The following is a 19,784-nucleotide window of genomic DNA, read 5'->3' on the forward strand; positions in this document are numbered from 1 at the left end:
AGTACACATCACACTCCCCACCCCCCCCTGCATCTTCCCTTAATGGAAGCTCCCCCGCCCCCACCCACTCACCCGCCCCTTGCGCTCGGCGCTCCGATGGGCTCCGACCTCCCCCCCCACCGCCATTGCGTTGACATCGCGGAGCAAACCGCACATCCCGGCGAGGAGTTGCCGAGGAACCGAACACCCCGCCGTTCCGCCGCACTGTGACGTGTGGCACGATGCAGGCCACCCCCACCGGCACAGCCCTCACAGGAGACGCTCCTAGTGCAGCAATCCGCCGTTCCGGAACTGGCACACACGCACACCCGGCCCATCCACTGGGTCGCCACCGCCACGGCCGTAGCGGGCGTCATGGCCCTCTCCTCGCTCCTGCAGCCCAACTCGGCGACCGCGGCCCAGCCGGCGGCCGGCTCCGAGACCAAGGCCGCCCACGCGGCGTCCGCTCCCGGCACCGCCGGCGTCGACTTCCCGCTCACGTGCGGCCCGGTGAAGGCCGTCGTGCAGAAGAAGGCCACCGGCGACCTCGACGGCGACGGCAACCCGGAGACGGTCGCCGTGGTGCACTGCGACGCCCCCATGGGCACCCCGCCCGACGGCGTCTACGTCCTCACGCGCGCGAAGGACGGCGGTCCCCGCGTGGTCGCCACCCTCACCGACCCCAAGAGCGGGGACACGGTGAGTGACTTCGCGGTGCGTCACGGAGCGGTCTTCGCCACCCTGCTCGGCTACTCCTCCGACGATGTGCCGCGCTGCTGCCCGGACGTCACCGACCACGTGAAGTGGCAGTGGAAAAACGGCTCGTTCGAGCGCTCGACACCCGCCGCGGCGCACAGCGTCTGAGCCGCGCGGGAAGGGTGTGAGATATCAGACAGAGGTGACGGTCCGTGTCCGGGTGGTCACTCGGCGTCCGGGCCGTACACCTCGACCCTGTCCGAAACCCGCCGTACGTGGATGCACTCGCCCGGGCACTCCCGTGCCGAGTCCACCACGTCCGTGAGTAGCGGCAGGGGTACGGGGGTTGTGGCGCCCTTGGCCTGGAGGAGCTCGTCGCCGGAGCCCTTCACGTAGGCCAGGCCGTCGATGTCCAGCTCGAACACCTCGGGCGCGTACTGAGCGCAGATGCCGTCGCCGGTGCACAGGTCCTGATCGATCCAGACCTCCAGCGTCTCGCCGGGACCGGCCTCTTGCTGCACGCTCATGTCTCCTGCCGTTTACAAGTCGGGCGGGCGGGAATCCGGCCAGCTCTGACGGGTGTTGAACACTTCGACCCTACCTGGGGCAGCTTTCCAATCTTGTTCGGTGGGTATTCCCCTGGCGTGAGGGAGAGCGCAAGGGTGAAGATCGGACACACCCCGACCGTCTTTGTGATCTAGGGGTTTCAATCGACACCCACCCAGGTAGGGTCTGGAAGCGTCCAGCTCCCCTTGGAGGAGGTGAGGACCGTGGCAGCCCACGACGACGACATGAACCGCGGCATCCGCCCGGGACGAGGGTCCGAAGACCCTGCCGGGCAGATTGCCTACCTTGAGCAGGAGATCGCCGTCCTGCGGCGCAAGCTCGCCGACTCTCCGCGACACACGAGGATTCTCGAAGAGCGGATCGTCGAGCTGCAGACCAACCTGGCCGGCGTGTCCGCCCAGAACGAGCGACTTGCCAACACGCTCCGTGAGGCCCGCGACCAGATCGTGGCCCTCAAGGAGGAGGTCGACCGGCTCGCGCAGCCGCCGGCCGGATTCGGCGTCTTCCTGCAGGCCAACGAGGACGGCACGGCCGACATCTTCACCGGGGGCCGCAAGCTCCGGGTGAACGTCAGCCCGAGTGTCGACCTCGAAGAGCTCCGGCGCGGCCAGGAAGTGATGCTCAACGAAGCGCTGAACGTGGTCGAGGCCATGGAGTTCGAGCGCGCCGGCGACATCGTGACCCTCAAGGAGATCCTCGAGGACGGCGAGCGCGCCCTCGTGCTCGGCCACACCGACGAGGAGCGGGTGGTACGGCTCGCCGAGCCGCTGCTGGACGTGAACATCCGGCCCGGTGACGCCCTGCTGCTCGAGCCCCGTTCCGGTTATGTCTACGAGATCATCCCCAAGAGCGAGGTCGAGGAGCTCGTCCTCGAAGAGGTGCCCGACATCGGTTACGAGCAGATCGGCGGTCTGGGCGGCCAGATCGAGGCGATCCGTGACGCGGTCGAGCTCCCCTACCTCTACCCGGACCTGTTCAAGGAGCACGAACTTCGCCCGCCCAAGGGCGTCCTGCTCTACGGGCCTCCCGGATGCGGAAAGACGCTCATCGCCAAGGCCGTCGCCAACTCCCTGGCCAAGAAGGTCGCCGAGGTCACCGGCCAGGCCGCCGGCAAGAGCTTCTTCCTCAACATCAAGGGCCCGGAGCTGCTGAACAAGTACGTCGGCGAGACCGAGCGGCAGATCCGCCTCGTCTTCCAGCGTGCGCGTGAGAAGGCCAGCGAGGGCACCCCCGTCATCGTCTTCTTCGACGAGATGGAGTCGCTCTTCCGCACCCGTGGTTCCGGTGTCAGCTCGGACGTGGAGAACACCATCGTCCCGCAGCTGCTCGCCGAGATCGACGGTGTGGAGGGCCTGCAGAACGTGGTCGTGATCGGCGCCTCCAACCGTGAGGACATGATCGACCCCGCCATCCTGCGCCCCGGCCGCCTGGACGTGAAGATCAAGATCGAGCGTCCCGACGCCGAGGCCGCCAAGGACATCTTCGGCAAGTACCTCACCGAGCGCCTCCCGCTGCACGCCGACGACCTCGGCGAGCACAGCGGCAGCAAGTCGTCCACCGTCGAGAGCATGATCCAGACGGCCGTCGAGCAGATGTACGCGGAGTCCGAGGAGAACCGCTTCCTGGAGGTCACCTACGCCAACGGTGACAAGGAGGTCCTGTACTTCAAGGACTTCAACTCCGGCGCCATGATCGAGAACATCGTCGGCCGCGCCAAGAAGATGGCGATCAAGGACTTCCTCGAGCACAACCAGAAGGGACTCAGGGTCTCCCACCTCCTCCAGGCCTGCGTGGACGAGTTCAAGGAGAACGAGGACCTGCCGAACACCACGAACCCGGACGACTGGGCCCGGATCTCCGGAAAGAAGGGCGAACGGATCGTCTACATCCGTACCCTCATCACCGGAAAGCAGGGCGCGGACACCGGTCGCTCCATCGACACGGTGGCGAACACCGGTCAGTACCTGTAAAAGACAGGGCGGCTGCGGGTGCCCTCACCGGGTACCCGCAGCCGACTGTTTTTCAGGCCACGGCTGGAGCAAGGCAATGACGCAAATGATCTCCCCACCAGCGCAAAGCCGTTCTAGGCTCTTCGGTACCGCCGAGTCGCGCAGTGCGGGGACGGGCACCGCACACGCACCGGAGCGCCAGCGGTACTTGAGCAGCGTCCCCGACCGAGGGCGCCGCCGGGCAAGGAGGGCCGCATGACCGTACGGCGAGTAATGGGCATCGAGACGGAGTACGGCATCTCCGTCCCCGGCCACCCCAACGCCAATGCCATGCTCACCTCGTCCCAGATCGTCAACGCCTACGCGGCGGCGATGCACCGGGCCCGCCGGGCCCGCTGGGACTTCGAGGAGGAGAACCCGCTGCGGGATGCGCGGGGCTTCGACCTCGCGCGCGAGGCCGCCGACTCCAGCCAGCTCACCGACGAGGACATCGGCCTCGCCAACGTGATCCTCACCAACGGCGCCCGGCTCTACGTCGACCACGCTCACCCGGAGTACAGCGCGCCGGAGGTCACGAATCCGCGCGACGCCGTCCTGTGGGACAAGGCGGGCGAGCGGATCATGGCCGAGGCCGCCGAGCGCGCGGCCCAGCTGCCCGGGGCACAGCCGATCCACCTCTACAAGAACAACACCGACAACAAGGGCGCCTCCTACGGCACGCACGAGAACTACCTGATGAAGCGGGAGACCCCCTTCTCGGACATCGTGCGCCACCTCACGCCCTTCTTCGTCTCCCGGCAGGTCGTCACCGGCGCCGGTCGCGTCGGCATCGGCCAGGACGGCCACGAGCACGGCTTCCAGCTCAGCCAGCGCGCCGACTACTTCGAGGTCGAGGTCGGCCTGGAGACGACCCTCAAGCGCCCGATCATCAACACCCGCGACGAACCGCACGCGGACGCCGAGAAGTACCGCAGGCTGCATGTGATCATCGGCGACGCGAACCTCTCGGAGATCTCCACCTACCTCAAGCTGGGCACGACCGCCCTGGTCCTGTCCATGATCGAGGACGGCTTCATCGCGGTGGACCTGGCCGTCGACCAGCCGGTGCGCACGCTGCACCAGGTGTCGCACGACCCGTCCCTCAAGCGCCTGGTCACGCTCCGCAGCGGCCGCACGCTCACCGCGGTCCAGCTTCAGATGGAGTACTACGAGCTGTCCCGCAAGTACGTGGAGGAGCGCTTCGGCTCCGACGTGGACGAGCAGACCAAGGACGTGCTGGCCCGCTGGGAGGACACGCTCAACCGCCTGGAGAACGACCCGATGAGCCTGGCCGGCGAGCTGGACTGGGTCGCCAAGCGGGAGCTCATGGAGGGCTACCGGCGCCGCGACAACCTGGACTGGGACGCCGCCCGGCTGCACCTGGTGGACCTGCAGTACGCCGACGTACGGCCGGAGAAGGGCCTCTACAACCGTCTGGTGGCCCGCGGCCGGATGAAGCGCCTGCTGGACGAGAACGACGTCGAGCGGGCCCGTACGAGCCCTCCGGAGGACACGCGCGCGTACTTCCGCGGCCGCTGCCTGGAGCAGTACGCGGACGACGTCGCGGCCGCCTCCTGGGACTCCGTGATCTTCGACCTCCCGGGCCGGGACTCGCTGCAGCGGGTTCCAACCCTCGAACCGCTTCGCGGAACGCGAAATCACGTCAAGGAGCTCCTGGACCGCTGCCGGACGGCGGAGGACCTGGTCAGGGTGCTGTCCGGCGGGTGACGGGGTGCCCGGGGCCGACCCGGCCCAACAGGGTGGAAAACCTGGCGTAAGGGAATCATCGAGGTGGTCCCCGGACGTTGAGGGAACTGCGGGGCCGATGTCGGACCCTGCTTGTAGGGTCTGATCAAGAACGTCGAACCGAGCGGGGTGAGGGTTATGGCGACCAAGGACACCGGCGGCGGCCAGCAGAAGGCGACGCGCTCCACCGAGGAGGTCGAGGAGCAGGCGCAGGACGCGCAGGGCTCGGAGGACCTCAAGGAGCGCCAGGAGAAGCTGAGCGACGACGTGGACTCCGTCCTGGACGAGATCGACGACGTCCTCGAGGAGAACGCCGAGGACTTCGTCCGCTCCTTCGTCCAGAAGGGCGGGGAGTAACGCCCGTCGTCCGTCCCGGTCTCGGCCCGGCGCAAGCCGGTCGACGCCGGGGCGGATGACCGGCGTGGGCACGGGTATGGTCCGTGCACGGATTTCGATGATCGGCTCGGCCGTTTTCGGCGGAGCCGCTGCCTTTACCTGGAAGGAAACGCGTGGAAGCCAACTCTCGTAGCACCGGGCGTCTGCCGGCTGCCTTCCTGACGCCCGGGTCGTCGTCCTTCATGGACTTCCTCTCCGAGCACCAGCCGGAGCTGCTGCCTGGCAAGCGCCAACTGCCTCCCACCCAGGGTGTGATCGAGGCGCCGCACGGCACCACCATCGTCGCCGTGACGTTCCCCGGCGGTGTCGTGCTCGCCGGCGACCGCAGGGCCACCATGGGCAACGTCATCGCCCAGCGCGACATCGAGAAGGTCTTCCCGGCCGACGAGTACTCCGCGGTCGGCATCGCCGGTACGGCCGGTCTGGCGGTGGAGATGGTCAAGCTGTTCCAGCTGGAGCTGGAGCACTTCGAGAAGGTCGAGGGAGCGCAGCTCTCCCTCGAGGGCAAGGCGAACCGGCTGTCGACCATGATCCGCTCCAACCTCGGCATGGCCATGCAGGGCCTGGCCGTGGTCCCCCTCTTCGCCGGTTACGACGTGGACCGGGTCAAGGGCCGGATCTTCTCCTACGACGTGACGGGCGGCCGCAGCGAGGAGTCGGGCTACGCGGCCACGGGCTCCGGCTCGATCTTCGCGCGCGGCGCCATGAAGAAGCTCTACCGCGAGGACCTGACCGAGGAGCAGGCCACCACGCTCGTGGTGCAGGCCCTCTACGACGCGGCAGACGACGACTCGGCGACCGGTGGTCCCGATGTCGCCCGCCGGATCTATCCGATCGTCACCGTGATCACCGAGGACGGCTTCCGCCGGCTGACGGACGACGAGTCCTCCCAGATCGCCCGTTCCGTGCTGGAGCGGCGGCTGGAGCAGCCCGACGGCCCCCGGGCCGCGCTGCTGTAGCCGGCGACCGGCCGTTATCAAGGTGATCCTGGTGACCTCGACAGAAAGGGACGGATAACCGGTGTCGACGCCGTTCTATGTCTCACCCCAGCAGGCGATGGCCGACCGGGCGGAGTACGCCCGCAAGGGCATCGCCCGTGGCCGCAGCCTGGTCGTGCTGCAGTACGCCGACGGCATCGTCTTCGTCGGCGAGAACCCGTCCCGCGCGCTGCACAAGTTCAGCGAGATCTACGACCGGATCGGCTTCGCGGCCGCCGGCAAGTACAACGAGTACGAGAACCTCCGCATCGGCGGCGTGCGCTACGCCGACCTGCGCGGCTACACCTACGACCGCGACGACGTGACCGCCCGCGGTCTCGCCAACGTCTACGCCCAGACGCTGGGCACGATCTTCTCCTCGGCGGGCGAGAAGCCGTACGAGGTGGAGCTGGTGGTGGCCGAGGTCGGCGAGACCCCGGACGGCGACCAGATCTACCGGCTGCCGCACGACGGCTCGATCGTGGACGAGCACGGCTCGGTCGCGGTCGGGGGCAACGCGGAGCAGATCAGCAGCTACCTCGATCAGCGCCACCAGGACGGCATGACCCTGGCCGAGGCGCTCAAGCTGGCCGTCACGGCCCTGTCCCGCGACACGAACGGCAGCGAGCGGGAGATCCCCGCCGAGCGCCTGGAGGTCGCGGTGCTGGACCGTACGCGCCCGCAGGCCCGCAAGTTCCGCCGGATCGTCGGCCGCCAGCTCTCCCGGCTCCTGGAGAGCGACGGGGCGGCCACCGAGGCGGAGAGCTCCGACGAGGCCGGAGGCCCGGACTCGGACGAGGAGTAGTCCGCCTCACCTCACCCCTCGTGTGCCCCGGCCGCCACCCGGCCGGGGCACAGGGCGTTCAGGAGGCGCCAGGCGGCGCCGTGGAGCCCCGTACGACCAGTTCGACGGGGATGTCGCCGGCCGCCGGTGCGCGGCCTTCCAGGACGGCCAGCAGGGCCCGCATGCCGCGTTCGCCGAAAAGCTCCGCGTCCAGGCGCACGGTCGTCAGCTCCGGATCGAGGGCCGTGGCGAGGGCGAGGTCGTCCAGGCCGGTGACGGAGAGGTCGTCGGGGACCCGCAGGCCGAGGCGCCGGGCCGCCTTGTAGGCGCCGGCAGCCAGCTTGTCGTCGTCGCACACCAGGGCCGTGGGCCGGGGCCCGGGAGCCGCCAGGGCCGCCTCCGCGGCGGCCAGGGCGCCCTCGATGGAGATCGGCGCCCGAACCGTGCGCACGGACGTGCCGGGGACCGTGCCGGCCCGTGCGACGAGCTCACGCGCGCGTACCTCGAAGGTCCAGGACGCCACGTCCGCGGCCAGGTGCAGGAAGCGCCGGTGGCCGAGGCCCAGCAGATGGTCGACGACCTGCCGGACGCCGTCGGCGATGTCCAGGTTCACCGTCGCCGCGCCGAGGCTGCCCTCCGGGTCGCTGTCGAGCATCACCAGGGGCAGCTGGTCGCCGCGGATCGCGGTCAGGGCGTCCGCGGCCATGGAGGAGGCGATGACGCCGTCCAGGGCGGCCTGGGCGGACGCGAAGGGGTCGCGGGCCGGGCCGATGCCCTCGGGGGAGGGGTACAGGACGACGCCGAAGCCGTGCTCGGCCGCCACGCGTGCGGCGCCCGTGTAGACGCCGGCGAAGAACTCCGTGGTCAGCGCCGGGACGACGAGCAGCACCGTACGGGTGCGGCCCAGGCGCAGGTTCCGGGCGGCGAGATTGGGGCGGTAGCCGAGCTCGCGTGCGGCCTCCCGTACGCGCTCGGCGGTGGCCTCGGAGACCCGGCCGCGCCACTTGTCGCCCAGCACCAGCGAGACGGCGGCCTGGGAGACGCCCGCCGCCTGCGCGACGTCACGGCTGGTCGGGCGCGTGCTGCTGCGTGCCACCGTGGGCCTGCTCTCTTCGTCTGGGGCCTTCGCCTGGACTGCGAACAGCGCACATGCTACGTATGGGAGGCGGGGTTATACGTAACACTTGGAGGCGGGACATGGCCGCGGGATACCTGGAGATCCTCAGGGCGAGACACGCGGCCCGGCTGCTGACGGGCACGCTGGTGGGGCGGTTGCCCAACGCCACCGCCGCGATCGCCCTGGTGCTGTTCGTGCGCGCCGAGGGCGGCACGTACAGCCTGGCGGGTGTCCTCGCGGCGGTGTACGGCGTCGCCAACGCCGTCGGGCAGCCCGTCCTCGGCCGGCTGGTGGACCTCCACGGCCAGCCGCGGATCCAGCTGCCCGCGGCCGTTCTGTCGGCCCTCGCGATGGCGGGCTTCGCCTTCTCGGGCACCGACCCGCTGCCGCTCGCGTACGCGTGCGTGGCGGCCGCCGGGCTCTTCACGCCGCCCCTGGAGGGCGGGCTGCGGGCCCTGTGGCCGTCGGTGCTGCGCCGCGAGGAGCAGGTGCACACGGCGTACGCCATGGATGCCGTGGCGCAGGAAGTCATGTTCACGGTCGGCCCGTTGCTGGTGACCCTGTGCGTGTCGCTCTGGTCGGAGCGGGCGGCCCTGCTGGCGCTCAACGCCGTGGGCGTGCTCGGCGCCCTGTCCGTGGTCCTCTCGCCGCCCTCGCGCGCGTGGCGTTCGGCGCCGCGCGAGGCACACTGGCTCGGCGCCCTGCGCTCCACGGGACTGCTCGCCCTGCTGGGCGCCTTCCTGTTCGTCGGCATCGCCCTGGGCTCCATCACGGTGGCCTCGGTGCCGTACGCCGACACGCACGGCGGGGACGCCGTGTACGGCTGGCTGATGGCCGCGCTGGGGCTCGGCGCGCTCGTCGGGGGGACCGCCTACGGGGCGCGGCGCTGGACCGGCGAGCCCGCCCGCCGACTGCAGGTCCTGGTGGCCCTTCTGGCGGTGTGTTACCTGCCGCTCACCCTGATGCCCGGCGCGGTCGCCATGGTGCTGCTGACGGCCCTCGCGGGGCTCTTCCTGGCCCCCGTCATCGCCTGCGCGTTCGTGCTCGTCGACCGGCACGCGCCGGCCGGGACGGTCACCGAGGCCTTCTCATGGCTCGTGACGACGTTCACCGTGGGAGCCTCGGTCGGAACGGGCCTCGCGGGCCCGGTCGTCGAGGCGGGCGGGGCCCTGTGGGGCTTCGCCGTGCCCGGCGCCGCGGGTGGCGTGTCGCTGTTGGTCCTGCTGGCCACCGGACGGGTCCTCGCAGCTCCCGCCGCTGGTGCGGTCGTTGCGGCTTCATCCGAAAATGATCCGAACCGAGCGCCCGAACCCCGTTTCAGCTCAGGGGATCGGGCGTAATGTTCACTCATGGACCGCCGCATTTTCGGGCTGGAGAACGAGTACGGCGTCACGTGTACGTTCAGGGGACAGCGCCGCCTGTCTCCCGACGAGGTGGCGCGGTACCTCTTCCGCCGTGTCGTGTCATGGGGCCGCAGCAGCAATGTCTTTCTGCGAAACGGCGCCCGCCTCTATCTCGACGTGGGCTCACATCCGGAATACGCGACACCCGAATGTGACAACGTGACCGAACTGGTCACCCACGACAAGGCCGGCGAACGCATTCTGGAAGGGCTACTGGTAGACGCCGAACGACGCCTGCACGAGGAGGGAATCGCGGGCGACGTCTACCTCTTCAAGAACAACACCGACTCGGCGGGCAACTCCTACGGCTGCCACGAGAACTATCTCGTCGCGCGCCACGGGGAGTTCTCCCGGCTCGCGGACATCCTCATTCCGTTCCTGGTCACGCGCCAGCTGCTGTGCGGTGCGGGCAAGGTGCTGCAGACGCCGCGCGGCGCGGTGTACTGCGTCAGCCAGCGGGCCGAGCACATCTGGGAGGGCGTCTCCTCGGCGACGACCCGCTCCCGGCCCATCATCAACACCCGCGACGAGCCGCACGCGGACGCCGAGCGCTACCGCCGCCTGCACGTCATCGTGGGCGACTCCAACATGTCCGAGACGACCATGCTGCTCAAGGTCGGCGCGACCGACCTGGTGCTGCGCATGATCGAGGCGGGCACCGTGATGCGGGACCTGACCCTGGAGAACCCGATCCGGGCGATCCGCGAGGTCAGTCACGACATCACCGGCCGGCGCAAGGTGCGCCTGGCCAGCGGCCGCGAGGCCTCCGCCCTGGAGGTGCAGCGCGAGTACTACGAGAAGGCCGTGGACTTCTGCGAGCGCCGGGGCATCCGCACCGGCACCGTCGAGCAGGTCCTGGAGCTGTGGGGCCGCACCCTGGACTCGATCGAGTCCGAGGACCTCGACCGGATCGGCACCGAGATCGACTGGGTCATGAAGTACAAGCTCATCGAGCGGTACCGGGCCAAGCACAACATGACCATGTCCCACCCGAGGGTCGCGCAGATAGACCTCGCCTACCACGACATCCACCGCCGTCGTGGCCTGTACTACCTGCTCGAGAAGAAGGGTCAAGCAGCGCGGATCTGCAGCGACTTGAAGATCTTCGAGGGCAAGTCCGTTCCCCCGCAGACCACCAGGGCCCGGCTGCGCGGCGACTTCATCCGCAGGGCCCAGGAGCAGCGCCGGGACTTCACCGTCGACTGGGTCCACCTCAAGCTCAACGACCAGGCGCAGCGCACGGTGTTGTGCAAGGACCCGTTCCGTTCGGTGGACGACAGGGTGGAGAAGCTCATCGCCGGAATGTGAGCAACGCGTTCCGGTGAAAGGCCGGAACGCAACACGGGCGCCGTACGTTTCCAGTGCGGCGCCCTTCTCACGCCGTAGAGTTGCGCGCACGCCATCCACAAGATCGACCGATACGAGGCCCCCACCGTGCGCCGACGCTCCCTTCTGATCGCCGTACCCGCAGGACTTGTCACCGTCGCCGGCTGCGGCGACGACAAGAAGTCCGACTCGAGCAAGGCCAGCGACAGCGCTTCGCCCTCCGCCGCGGCCACCTCCGCCGCGCCGCCGCCGAAGATCGTCGGCGGCCCGCTGCCGGCCATCACGGCGGGGACGAAGTTCGGTGAGAAGCCGACCGTGGCCAAGGGCTCCGGCGACCCGTCGAAGCAGCTCGCGGTGAAGACGGTGATCGCGGGAGGCGGCAAGACGGTCGCCGAGAACGACTATGTGCAGGCCCACTACCTCGGCCAGGTCTGGAACACGGCGAAGGTCTTCGACAACTCCTACGACCGCAAGACCCCGCTGCTCATCCAGCTCTCCGAGGGCAGCATCATCGACGGCTGGCGGTACGCGCTGCAGGGCAAGAAGGTCGGCAGCCGCGTCCTGTTCTCCGTGCCGCCCACCTGGGGCTACGGCACGCAGGGCAACTCCCAGGCGGGCATCAAGGGCACCGACACGCTGGTGTTCGTCGCCGACATCCAGGGCACGTTCAACGCGACCAGCTCCGCCAAGGGCAGCGACGTCCCGCAGAACGACGCGAACCTGCCCAAGGTCGGCACCAACACCGACGGCAAGGCGCCCTCCATCGAGATCCCCAAGAAGGACGCGCCCACCGACCTGGTGGCGAAGTACGTCATCGAGGGCGACGGCGACACGGTCGCCGCCAAGGACAGCGTCCTGGTCCAGTACAAGGGCGTGTTCTGGGACAACGGAAAGGAGTTCGACTCGACGTACAGCCGCAAGGCCCTGACGTCGTTCGGGCTCCAGCAGGTCGTCAAGGGCTGGGCGCAGGGCCTGACGGGCAAGAAGGTCGGCAGCCGGGTCCTCATCGTCATCCCGCCGAAGCTGGGCTACGGCGACAAGCCGCCGGCCGGCAGCGGCATCAAGAAGGACTCCGTCCTGGTCTTCTCGGTCGACATCCTCGCGAAGATGTAGCCCTCCGGGATGTAAGACTGTGCGTGTTGCCTTTCCGCAGACAAGCAGGAGCTGAAAGACGTGAGCATCGAGAAGCCCGAGATCGACTTCCCGGGCGGCGAGCCCCCGGCGGACCTCGAGATCAAGGACATCTGGGAGGGCGACGGCGCTGTTGCGCAGGCAGGCCAGACCGTCACCGTCCACTACGTGGGCGTTGCCTTCAGCACCGGTGAGGAGTTCGACGCCAGCTGGAACCGCGGCACCCCGTTCCGCTTCCCGCTGGGCGGCGGCCGCGTCATCGCGGGCTGGGACCAGGGCGTGCAGGGCATGAAGGTCGGCGGCCGCCGCCAGCTGACCATCCCCGCCCACCTCGCCTACGGCAACCAGAGCCCGACCCCGGCGATCAAGCCGGGCGAGACTCTGATCTTCGTGGTCGACCTCGTCGCGGTCTGACTCCCGGATCCGATCGGACCCGATCACCTGGGGCCCATGCCTGTCCAGGCATGGGCCCTCGGCTTTTGCCACGCCACTTCGGGGCGGTACGGTCAACGTCGTCAAGCACCATAGGGAGGCGAAGGGCGCCGATGGCCATTGCCAAGGCAGAGCGGCTGATGAACCTCGCGCTGTGTCTGCTCGGAACCCGGCGGCCGCTCAGCAAGCGGGAGCTGCGGGAGTCCATCGAGGCCTACCTCGAAGCGGGCAGTGACGACTCGTTCAGCCGCATGTTCGAGCGCGACAAGGACGATCTGCGCGAACTCGGCCTGGTCATCGAGACGGTGGAGAACCTCGACGGCGAGACGGGCTATCTGGCGCGCCGCGACAGCAACCGCCTGCCCCCGATCACCCTGGACGCCGAGGAGGCCGCGGCCCTCGGGCTCGCCGCCAAGGTGTGGCAGCAGGCCCGGCTCGCCGGCGCGGCCAGCGGCGCCCTGCAGAAGCTGCGCGCGGCCGGCCTGCCCGAGGACGTCGACCCGTACGAGGCACACGGCGCGCTGGAACCGCGCATCCCGGTGCACGAGGCCGCGTTCGAACCGCTCATGCTGGCCTGCCGCGACCGCCGCCCGGTCGTCTTCGACTACCGCAAGGCCACCGCCGCCCGACCCGAGCCCCGCCATGTCGAGCCATGGGCGCTGGAGTGCTGGCGCGGCCACTGGTACCTGGCCGGCTGGGACCGCGACCGCAGCGCCGAGCGGGTCTTCCGGCTGTCGCGGATCACCGGCAAGGTGCGCAGCCGCAGCGGGCAGTTCACCGCCGCCGTACCCGACGTGGTCACGGTGCGCGAGACCGTCGCGAGCTGGGCGGGCGAGACCGCCGACCGCTCCGCGCTGATCCGGCTGCGCTCGGGGGCGGGCTACCCCCTTCGGGCGAAGGCCACCGCGGTGCGGGAACTCGGCGACGGCTGGGACGAGTTGGAGATTCCGTACGGGCACGGGCTGGACGCCTGGCTGGTGGAGTTCGGGCCGGACGTGGTGGTCCTGGAGCCGGCCGAGCTGCGTGCGGACGTGGTGGACCGGCTGCAGGCCGTGGCCAAGGGCTGAGGGGGAGCGGAACAGGACAGTGGCAGGCAAACCGGTCAGGCCCGTCAACGCCATCGACCAGACCCGGCGGATGCTCTCGCTGGTCACGTATCTCAAGGAGCGCCCCGGGGCGCGGGTCGAGGACGTCGCGCGCGCCTTCGGCATCACCGAGGACGAGCTGGTCTCCGACCTCGACGTGCTGCCCATGTGCGGCACCAGCTTCCGCGGCGGCGACCTGCTCGACATCGACACCGACGGCGAGCGCATCTGGTGGCACAACGCCGCCGCCCTCGGCGAGGAGGCGGCGGAGCCCCTGCGGCTGGCCGCCGACGAGGCCACCGCGCTGCTGGTGGCCGCCCGCGCGGTCGCCACGCTGCCCGGGCTGCGCGAGGGTGACCGGCAGGCGCTGCTGCGCGCCACCGCCAAGGTGGAGGCCGCGGCCGGCGAGGCGGCGGGCGCCAGCTCCCGGCTCTCGGTGACCTTCGAGTCCGAGGGCGGCGTCTTCGCCGACGTCGACCGCGCGATCGCGGAGCGCCGCCGGCTGTGGATCCGGTACTACTCGCCCGCGCGCGACGAGCTCAGCGAGCGGGAGATCGACCCCATCCGGCTGGTCAGCGTCGGGCACACGTACGTGGAGGCGTGGTGCCGCCGCTCCGAGGCGCGCCGCACCTTCCGGCTGGACCGGGTCGCCGAGATCAAGATCCTCGACGAGCCGGCCGCGCCGCCCGAGATCGAGCTGCGGGACCTGTCGGAGGGGCTGGTGCAGCCCGCCGCCGAGGACCCGGAGGTCGTGGTCGAGGTCGGCCCGGGCGGCCGCTGGGTCGCCGAGTACTACCCGCACGACAGTGCGGATGAGCTTCCGGACGGCGGTCTGCGTATCAGCCTGCGGACGCCCGACCCGGCCTCGCTGCGGCGCCTGGCGCTGCGGCTCGGGCGCGACGGCCGGATCGTCGCCCCGGGAGACCTCGCGGACAGCGCCCGCCGGGCGGCCCGTGAGGCGCTGGCGGCGTACGACGGCGTGGATGCGCAGGGACCACGCGGCGGGCGCGTGGAGGACGACGGGCAGTACGACAGGGAGTGAGCCGCCTGGCGAGCCGGCACCGGCCGAGGCGCCCGAAGGCGAACGACCCGAAGTAGAGGAGCAAGAGCTTTGAGCGAGTCGTCGGTGTCTGGAGTGCAGGACATGTCGGTGGCGGCAGCCTTCGCCGGGATGAGAAGCGTCTCGCCGGTGACGTTCAGGGCGGGCTGCCCGGAGTGCCGCGGCAGCTTCGAGCTCGCCGCCGGTGCGCTGCGCCTGGCCATCGGCGCCTCCAGCCGCACCACCTTCTACTCCTTCACCTGCCCCGACTGCGGCTCCTCGGTCCGCAAGCCCGCCGGGGAGCGGATCGTGGAGCTGCTGACCGGCGGCGGGGTCAGGACCCTGCGCCTGCACTCCACCCTCTAGGCTCGACCCATGTTCTGGCCGATGTTCGCGGTAGCTGTGGGTTTCCTGGGTCTCGCCGTGCTGGCGGTGTTCGCCGTGCGGGTGTTCCTGGAGGCGGAGCGCCTGGGCCGGCAGGTGTCGGACTCGGCGCGCCGTATCAACCGGGCCGCGGAGGATCTGGAGCGGGCGGCGGTGAGCACCGCGCGCGCGGTGGACTCGGTCTGAGGGCCGCTGTGCGCGGCATGTGAGTCCTGTGCCGGAGGTGGTTCGGGCCACTTCGGCCTGTCACCGGGGCCACCCTGGCAGGTACCCTGCTGGTCGCGGCCCGGAGAACGAGGCCCGGACCGCGGACCGGGAGTACGCACGGGGATTGCCTGACGTTTACCCCTGAGCGTTACGATCGCTGTCAAGACGGTCGATCGGACTGATGTCCGACCGGTCGGACAGCACCCACCCCCAGCCGCCTCGGTGAGAAGGTAAAGACTTATGTTCGGAAGGCTCGGCGCCCCCGAGATCATTCTCATCCTCGTCGTCGTCATCCTGCTGTTCGGCGCGAAGAAGCTTCCCGACATGGCGCGCTCGCTCGGCAAGTCCGCCCGCATCCTCAAGAGCGAGGCGAAGGCGATGAAGGAAGAGGGCAGCAGCACCTCGACGCCGGCCGGCCCGCCGAGCAACGGCGAGCAGCCCCCGGCGCAGCGCACCATCCAGGCCGCCCCCGGCGACGTGACCAGCTCCCGCCCGGTCAACGAGCCGACGGACACCACCAAGGCCTGATGCAGGGCCGGACGCCTCCGGCCTGCCGCACGAGATGAGGATGTGGGTTGCCCAAGCCTGCCCGCAAGAAGGAGAAGGATCCCGAGGGGCGGATGCCCCTTGCGGATCACCTTCGTGAGCTCCGCAACCGGCTCGCGAAGGCCATGCTGGCCATCGTGGTCGTCACGGCCCTGGCCGCCTTCTTCTACAACGACATCATCAACTTCATCACCAAACCGGTGCTGGACTCGGTCGGCTGCGGCCAGACCTTCGAGCAGCTGGCGAAGGCGCACGAGAAGAACCACCAGTGCGCGCAGATCACGATCAACGGTCTGCTCACGCCGTTCACCCTGGCGCTGAAGGTGTCCCTGATGGCCGGCGTCGTGCTGGCCTCCCCGGTCTGGCTGTACCAGCTGTGGGCCTTCGTGGCGCCCGGCCTGCACCGCCACGAGCGCAAGTACGCCTACGCGTTCGTCTGCACCGGCGCACCGCTGTTCTTCGCCGGCGCCTACTTCGCCTACCGGGTGCTGCCGACCACGGCGAAGGTGCTGATCGGCTTCACGCCGAAGGACGTCAACAACCTGCTGCCGCTGGACGATCTGCTCGACCTCGTCACGCGCATGGTGCTGGTCTTCGGCCTCTCCTTCGAGCTGCCGCTGCTGCTGATCATGCTCAACCTCACCGGGGTGCTGACCGGTCGGCGCATGCTCGGCTGGTGGCGCGGGATGATCATGGCCATCACGGTGTTCGCGGCGATCGCGACGCCGAGCACCGACCCGCTGACCATGCTGGCGCTCGCCGGGCCGATCTGGGTGCTGTACTTCGGCGCGGTGGTCTTCTCGCTCCTGAACGACCGGCGCAAGCGGCTGCGCGACGCCGAGGGCCCCGACGACGACGAGGCCTCGGACCTGGACCTGACCCCCGAGGACATCGGCGAGGTCGAGACGGTCTCCGCCAGCCGGGCGCTGCCCGAGCAGGCGAGCACGGACCGGGTCAACGGCTACGACGACGTGACCTGAGTCCCCGCCGGACAAGACCGCGAGAGGTGCCCGCGTCCCTGGTGACGTGGGCACCTCTCGGCGTTTGGCGGACCGGGTTCCGGATAATGATCGTCCTGTTGTCAGTGTGGCCCGGTACGCTCGAAAGCACGATGACAGAGGACCTCTCCCCGGCCGAGCGGTACGCGGCTGCCCGCAGGCGCGCTGCCGAGCAGGCCACCGCGCTCGCCTCCTTCCGCGAGATGTACGACTTCGGCCTCGACCCCTTCCAGATCGAGGCCTGCCAGGCGCTCGAGGCGGGCAAGGGCGTCCTGGTCGCGGCGCCCACCGGCTCCGGCAAGACGATCGTCGGCGAGTTCGCCGTCCACCTCGCCCTCCAGCAGGGCAAGAAGTGCTTCTACACGACACCCATCAAGGCGCTGTCGAACCAGAAGTACGCCGACCTGTGCCGCCGTTACGGCGCGGACAAGGTCGGCCTGCTCACCGGCGACAACAGCGTCAACTCCGAAGCCCCGGTGGTCGTGATGACCACCGAGGTGCTGCGCAACATGCTGTACGCGGGCTCGCAGACCCTGCTCGGCCTCGGGTATGTGGTCATGGACGAGGTGCACTACCTCTCCGACCGCTTCCGCGGCGCCGTGTGGGAAGAGGTGATCATCCACCTTCCCGAGTCGGTGACCCTGGTGTCACTGTCCGCGACCGTCTCGAACGCCGAGGAGTTCGGCGACTGGCTCGACACGGTCCGCGGTGACACCGAGGTGATCGTCTCCGAGCACCGGCCCGTGCCGCTGTTCCAGCACGTGCTCGCCGGCCGGCGGATGTACGACCTGTTCGAGGAGGGCGAGGGCAGCAAGAAGGCCGTCAACCCCGACCTCACGCGCCTGGCGCGCATGGAGGCGAGCCGCCCCTCGTACCAGGACCGCAGGCGCGGCCGGGCGATGCGGGAGGCCGACCGCGAGCGGGAGCGCAGACAGCGGTCGCGGGTGTGGACCCCGGGACGCCCGGAGGTCATCGAACGGCTCGATTCCGAGGGCCTGTTGCCCGCCATCACCTTCATCTTCAGCCGCGCGGCCTGCGAGGCGGCCGTACAGCAGTGCCTCTACGCCGGCCTGCGGCTCAACGACGACGAGGCGCGGGCCAAGGTGCGCGCCCTCGTCGAGGAGCGCACGGCGTCCATCCCGACCGAGGACCTGCACGTCCTCGGCTACTACGAGTGGCTGGAGGGCCTGGAGCGCGGTATCGCGGCCCACCACGCGGGCATGTTGCCGACGTTCAAGGAGGTCGTCGAGGAGCTGTTCGTACGCGGCCTGGTGAAGGCCGTGTTCGCGACCGAGACGCTGGCGCTGGGCATCAACATGCCCGCGCGCTCGGTGGTCCTGGAGAAGCTCGTCAAGTGGAACGGCGAGCAGCACGCCGACATCACCCCCGGCGAGTACACCCAGTTGACGGGTCGTGCGGGCCGCCGCGGCATCGATGTCGAGGGCCACGCCGTGGTGCTGTGGCAGCGCGGCATGAGCCCCGAGCACCTGGCGGGGCTGGCCGGCACGCGCACCTATCCGCTGCGCTCCAGCTTCAAGCCCTCGTACAACATGGCGGTCAACCTGGTCGAGCAGTTCGGCCGGCACCGCTCGCGCGAGCTGCTGGAGACGTCGTTCGCCCAGTTCCAGGCCGACAAGTCGGTGGTCGGGATCTCGCGGCAGGTGCAGCGCAACGAGGAGGGCCTGGACGGCTACAAGGCCTCCATGACCTGCCACCTCGGCGACTTCGAGGAGTACGCGCGCCTGCGGCGCGAGCTCAAGGACCGCGAGACCGAGCTCGCCAAGCAGGGCGCCGCCCAGCGGCGCGCCGAGGCCGCGGTCGCGCTGGAGAAGCTCAAGCCGGGCGACGTCATCCATGTGCCGACGGGCAAGTACGCCGGTCTCGCGCTGGTGCTGGATCCCGGGCTGCCCGCAGGGCGGTCCAACGGCCATCGCGGCTTCGAGCACCACGACGGGCCGCGCCCGCTGGTGCTGACCGCGGAGCGCCAGGTCAAGCGGCTGGCATCGATGGACTTCCCGGTGCCGGTCGAGGCGCTGGAGCGGATGCGCATCCCCAAGTCCTTCAACCCCCGCTCCCCGCAGTCGCGTCGGGACCTCGCCGCGGCGCTGCGCACCAAGGCCGGGCACATCCCGCCGGAGCGGGCCCGCAAGAAGCGCTCCCTGGCCGTCGACGACCGCGAGATCGCACGGCTGCGCACCGCGATCCGCGCCCACCCCTGCCACGGGTGCAACGACCGTGAGGACCACGCGCGGTGGGCCGAGCGCTACCACCGGCTGCTGAAGGACACCTCGCAGCTGGAGCGGCGCATCGAGGGCCGTACGAACACGATCGCCCGGACCTTCGACCGCATCGTGTCGCTGCTGACCGAGCTGGACTATCTGCGCGGTGACGAGGTCACCGAGCACGGGAAGCGGCTGGCCCGGCTCTACGGCGAGCTGGATCTGCTGGCGAGCGAGTGCCTGCGGGCCGGCGTATGGGAGGGGCTCGGCTCCGCCGAACTGGCCGCGTGCGTCTCGGCGCTGGTGTACGAGGCCCGGGTCGGCGACGACGCGATGGCCCCGAAGCTGCCGTCCGGGAAGGCCAAGGCCGCGCTCGGCGAGATGGTGCGGATCTGGGGTCGGCTGGACGCGCTGGAGGAGGACTTCCGGATCACGCAGACCGAAGGCGTCGGGCAGCGTGAGCCGGATCTCGGGTTCGCCTGGGCCGCGTACATGTGGGCCAGCGGGAAGGGGCTCGACGAGGTGCTCCGCGAGGCGGAGATGCCCGCGGGGGACTTCGTGCGGTGGTGCAAGCAGGTGATCGACGTGCTCGGGCAGATCTCCGCGGCGTCGTCCTCCGTGGAGGGCTCGACCGTGGGGAAGGCCGCGCGTAAGGCGGTCGAGGAGTTGCTGCGGGGGGTTGTGGCCTACTCGTCGGTGGGTTGAGGGTCTCGGCGGTGGGTGCGGGTCGTCCGTGGCTGGTCGCGCGGTTCCCCGCGCCCCTG

Annotated in this window: 19 protein-coding genes; 17 read left to right on the forward strand and 2 right to left on the reverse strand. The window is 69.9% G+C overall.

What is annotated here, in order from left to right:
* The first annotated feature begins 267 nt into the window (after nucleotides 1-267).
* Nucleotides 268-843, forward strand: coding sequence for a hypothetical protein (locus ACFU97_RS09720; protein ID WP_384253270.1), 576 nt, complete (start codon nucleotides 268-270; stop codon nucleotides 841-843).
* 56 nt (nucleotides 844-899) lie between these two features.
* Here the strand turns inward: ACFU97_RS09720 and ACFU97_RS09725 are convergent, their stop codons facing one another.
* Entirely contained in the window at nucleotides 900-1,202 is a 303-nt protein-coding gene (locus tag ACFU97_RS09725) for a ferredoxin (RefSeq protein WP_384253272.1), read from the reverse strand.
* Between the two features lie 243 nt (nucleotides 1,203-1,445).
* Here ACFU97_RS09725 and arc point away from each other — a divergent pair, with 243 nt between their 5' ends.
* The 5 genes from arc (at nucleotide 1,446) to prcA (ending at nucleotide 7,154) form a co-directional block, all read left to right on the forward strand.
* On the forward strand, nucleotides 1,446-3,212 hold the full coding sequence (arc, locus tag ACFU97_RS09730) for a proteasome ATPase (protein ID WP_384253274.1): 1,767 nt from the start codon (nucleotides 1,446-1,448) through the stop codon (nucleotides 3,210-3,212).
* Between the two features lie 234 nt (nucleotides 3,213-3,446).
* Complete coding sequence (gene dop / locus ACFU97_RS09735) at nucleotides 3,447-4,958, forward strand: depupylase/deamidase Dop (protein ID WP_384253276.1); 1,512 nt, start codon at nucleotides 3,447-3,449, stop codon at nucleotides 4,956-4,958.
* A gap of 156 nt (nucleotides 4,959-5,114) precedes the next feature.
* Complete coding sequence (locus tag ACFU97_RS09740; protein WP_030848612.1) at nucleotides 5,115-5,333, forward strand: ubiquitin-like protein Pup; 219 nt, start codon at nucleotides 5,115-5,117, stop codon at nucleotides 5,331-5,333.
* 152 nt (nucleotides 5,334-5,485) lie between these two features.
* Nucleotides 5,486-6,331, forward strand: coding sequence for a proteasome subunit beta (gene prcB / locus ACFU97_RS09745; RefSeq protein ID WP_384253278.1), 846 nt, complete (start codon nucleotides 5,486-5,488; stop codon nucleotides 6,329-6,331).
* A gap of 61 nt (nucleotides 6,332-6,392) precedes the next feature.
* A complete protein-coding gene (prcA, locus tag ACFU97_RS09750; RefSeq protein ID WP_384253281.1) occupies nucleotides 6,393-7,154 on the forward strand; it encodes a proteasome subunit alpha in 762 nt (253 codons plus the stop codon).
* 58 nt (nucleotides 7,155-7,212) lie between these two features.
* On the opposite strand, the gene ACFU97_RS09755 is transcribed toward prcA, so the two are convergent.
* The gene (locus ACFU97_RS09755) at nucleotides 7,213-8,229 is read right to left on the reverse strand and encodes a LacI family DNA-binding transcriptional regulator (protein ID WP_384253283.1); all 1,017 of its coding nucleotides are present in this window, start codon (nucleotides 8,227-8,229) and stop codon (nucleotides 7,213-7,215) included.
* Between the two features lie 101 nt (nucleotides 8,230-8,330).
* Here ACFU97_RS09755 and ACFU97_RS09760 point away from each other — a divergent pair, with 101 nt between their 5' ends.
* The 11 genes from ACFU97_RS09760 (at nucleotide 8,331) to ACFU97_RS09810 (ending at nucleotide 19,725) form a co-directional block, all read left to right on the forward strand.
* Nucleotides 8,331-9,590, forward strand: coding sequence for an MFS transporter (locus ACFU97_RS09760; RefSeq protein WP_384253285.1), 1,260 nt, complete (start codon nucleotides 8,331-8,333; stop codon nucleotides 9,588-9,590).
* A gap of 9 nt (nucleotides 9,591-9,599) precedes the next feature.
* The gene (pafA, locus tag ACFU97_RS09765) at nucleotides 9,600-10,961 is read left to right on the forward strand and encodes a Pup--protein ligase (RefSeq protein ID WP_384253287.1); all 1,362 of its coding nucleotides are present in this window, start codon (nucleotides 9,600-9,602) and stop codon (nucleotides 10,959-10,961) included.
* A gap of 126 nt (nucleotides 10,962-11,087) precedes the next feature.
* Complete coding sequence (locus ACFU97_RS09770) at nucleotides 11,088-12,092, forward strand: FKBP-type peptidyl-prolyl cis-trans isomerase (RefSeq protein ID WP_384253289.1); 1,005 nt, start codon at nucleotides 11,088-11,090, stop codon at nucleotides 12,090-12,092.
* Nucleotides 12,093-12,152: 60 nt separating this feature from the next.
* Nucleotides 12,153-12,524, forward strand: a complete 372-nt coding sequence (locus ACFU97_RS09775; RefSeq protein ID WP_384253292.1) for an FKBP-type peptidyl-prolyl cis-trans isomerase — start codon at nucleotides 12,153-12,155, stop codon at nucleotides 12,522-12,524.
* A 131-nt stretch (nucleotides 12,525-12,655) separates the two neighbouring features.
* Nucleotides 12,656-13,609 (forward strand): helix-turn-helix transcriptional regulator, encoded by a 954-nt coding sequence (locus ACFU97_RS09780; RefSeq protein ID WP_384253294.1) that lies wholly within the window; start codon nucleotides 12,656-12,658, stop codon nucleotides 13,607-13,609.
* Nucleotides 13,610-13,628: 19 nt separating this feature from the next.
* Nucleotides 13,629-14,669, forward strand: a complete 1,041-nt coding sequence (locus tag ACFU97_RS09785) for a helix-turn-helix transcriptional regulator (RefSeq protein WP_384253296.1) — start codon at nucleotides 13,629-13,631, stop codon at nucleotides 14,667-14,669.
* Between the two features lie 69 nt (nucleotides 14,670-14,738).
* Nucleotides 14,739-15,032, forward strand: a complete 294-nt coding sequence (locus ACFU97_RS09790) for a hypothetical protein (protein ID WP_384253299.1) — start codon at nucleotides 14,739-14,741, stop codon at nucleotides 15,030-15,032.
* Between the two features lie 9 nt (nucleotides 15,033-15,041).
* Complete coding sequence (locus ACFU97_RS09795) at nucleotides 15,042-15,236, forward strand: hypothetical protein (RefSeq protein WP_384253301.1); 195 nt, start codon at nucleotides 15,042-15,044, stop codon at nucleotides 15,234-15,236.
* Nucleotides 15,237-15,497: 261 nt separating this feature from the next.
* On the forward strand, nucleotides 15,498-15,785 hold the full coding sequence (gene tatA, locus ACFU97_RS09800; protein ID WP_384253303.1) for a Sec-independent protein translocase subunit TatA: 288 nt from the start codon (nucleotides 15,498-15,500) through the stop codon (nucleotides 15,783-15,785).
* Between the two features lie 47 nt (nucleotides 15,786-15,832).
* Nucleotides 15,833-16,783: a twin-arginine translocase subunit TatC gene (gene tatC, locus ACFU97_RS09805; RefSeq protein WP_384253306.1), complete on the forward strand. Its 951-nt coding sequence runs from the start codon at nucleotides 15,833-15,835 to the stop codon at nucleotides 16,781-16,783.
* A gap of 86 nt (nucleotides 16,784-16,869) precedes the next feature.
* Nucleotides 16,870-19,725 (forward strand): DEAD/DEAH box helicase, encoded by a 2,856-nt coding sequence (locus ACFU97_RS09810; protein ID WP_384253308.1) that lies wholly within the window; start codon nucleotides 16,870-16,872, stop codon nucleotides 19,723-19,725.
* The last annotated feature ends 59 nt before the right edge of the window (nucleotides 19,726-19,784 follow it).

The organism is Streptomyces sp. NPDC057616, assembly GCF_042800575.1.
GTDB lineage: Bacteria > Actinomycetota > Actinomycetes > Streptomycetales > Streptomycetaceae > Streptomyces.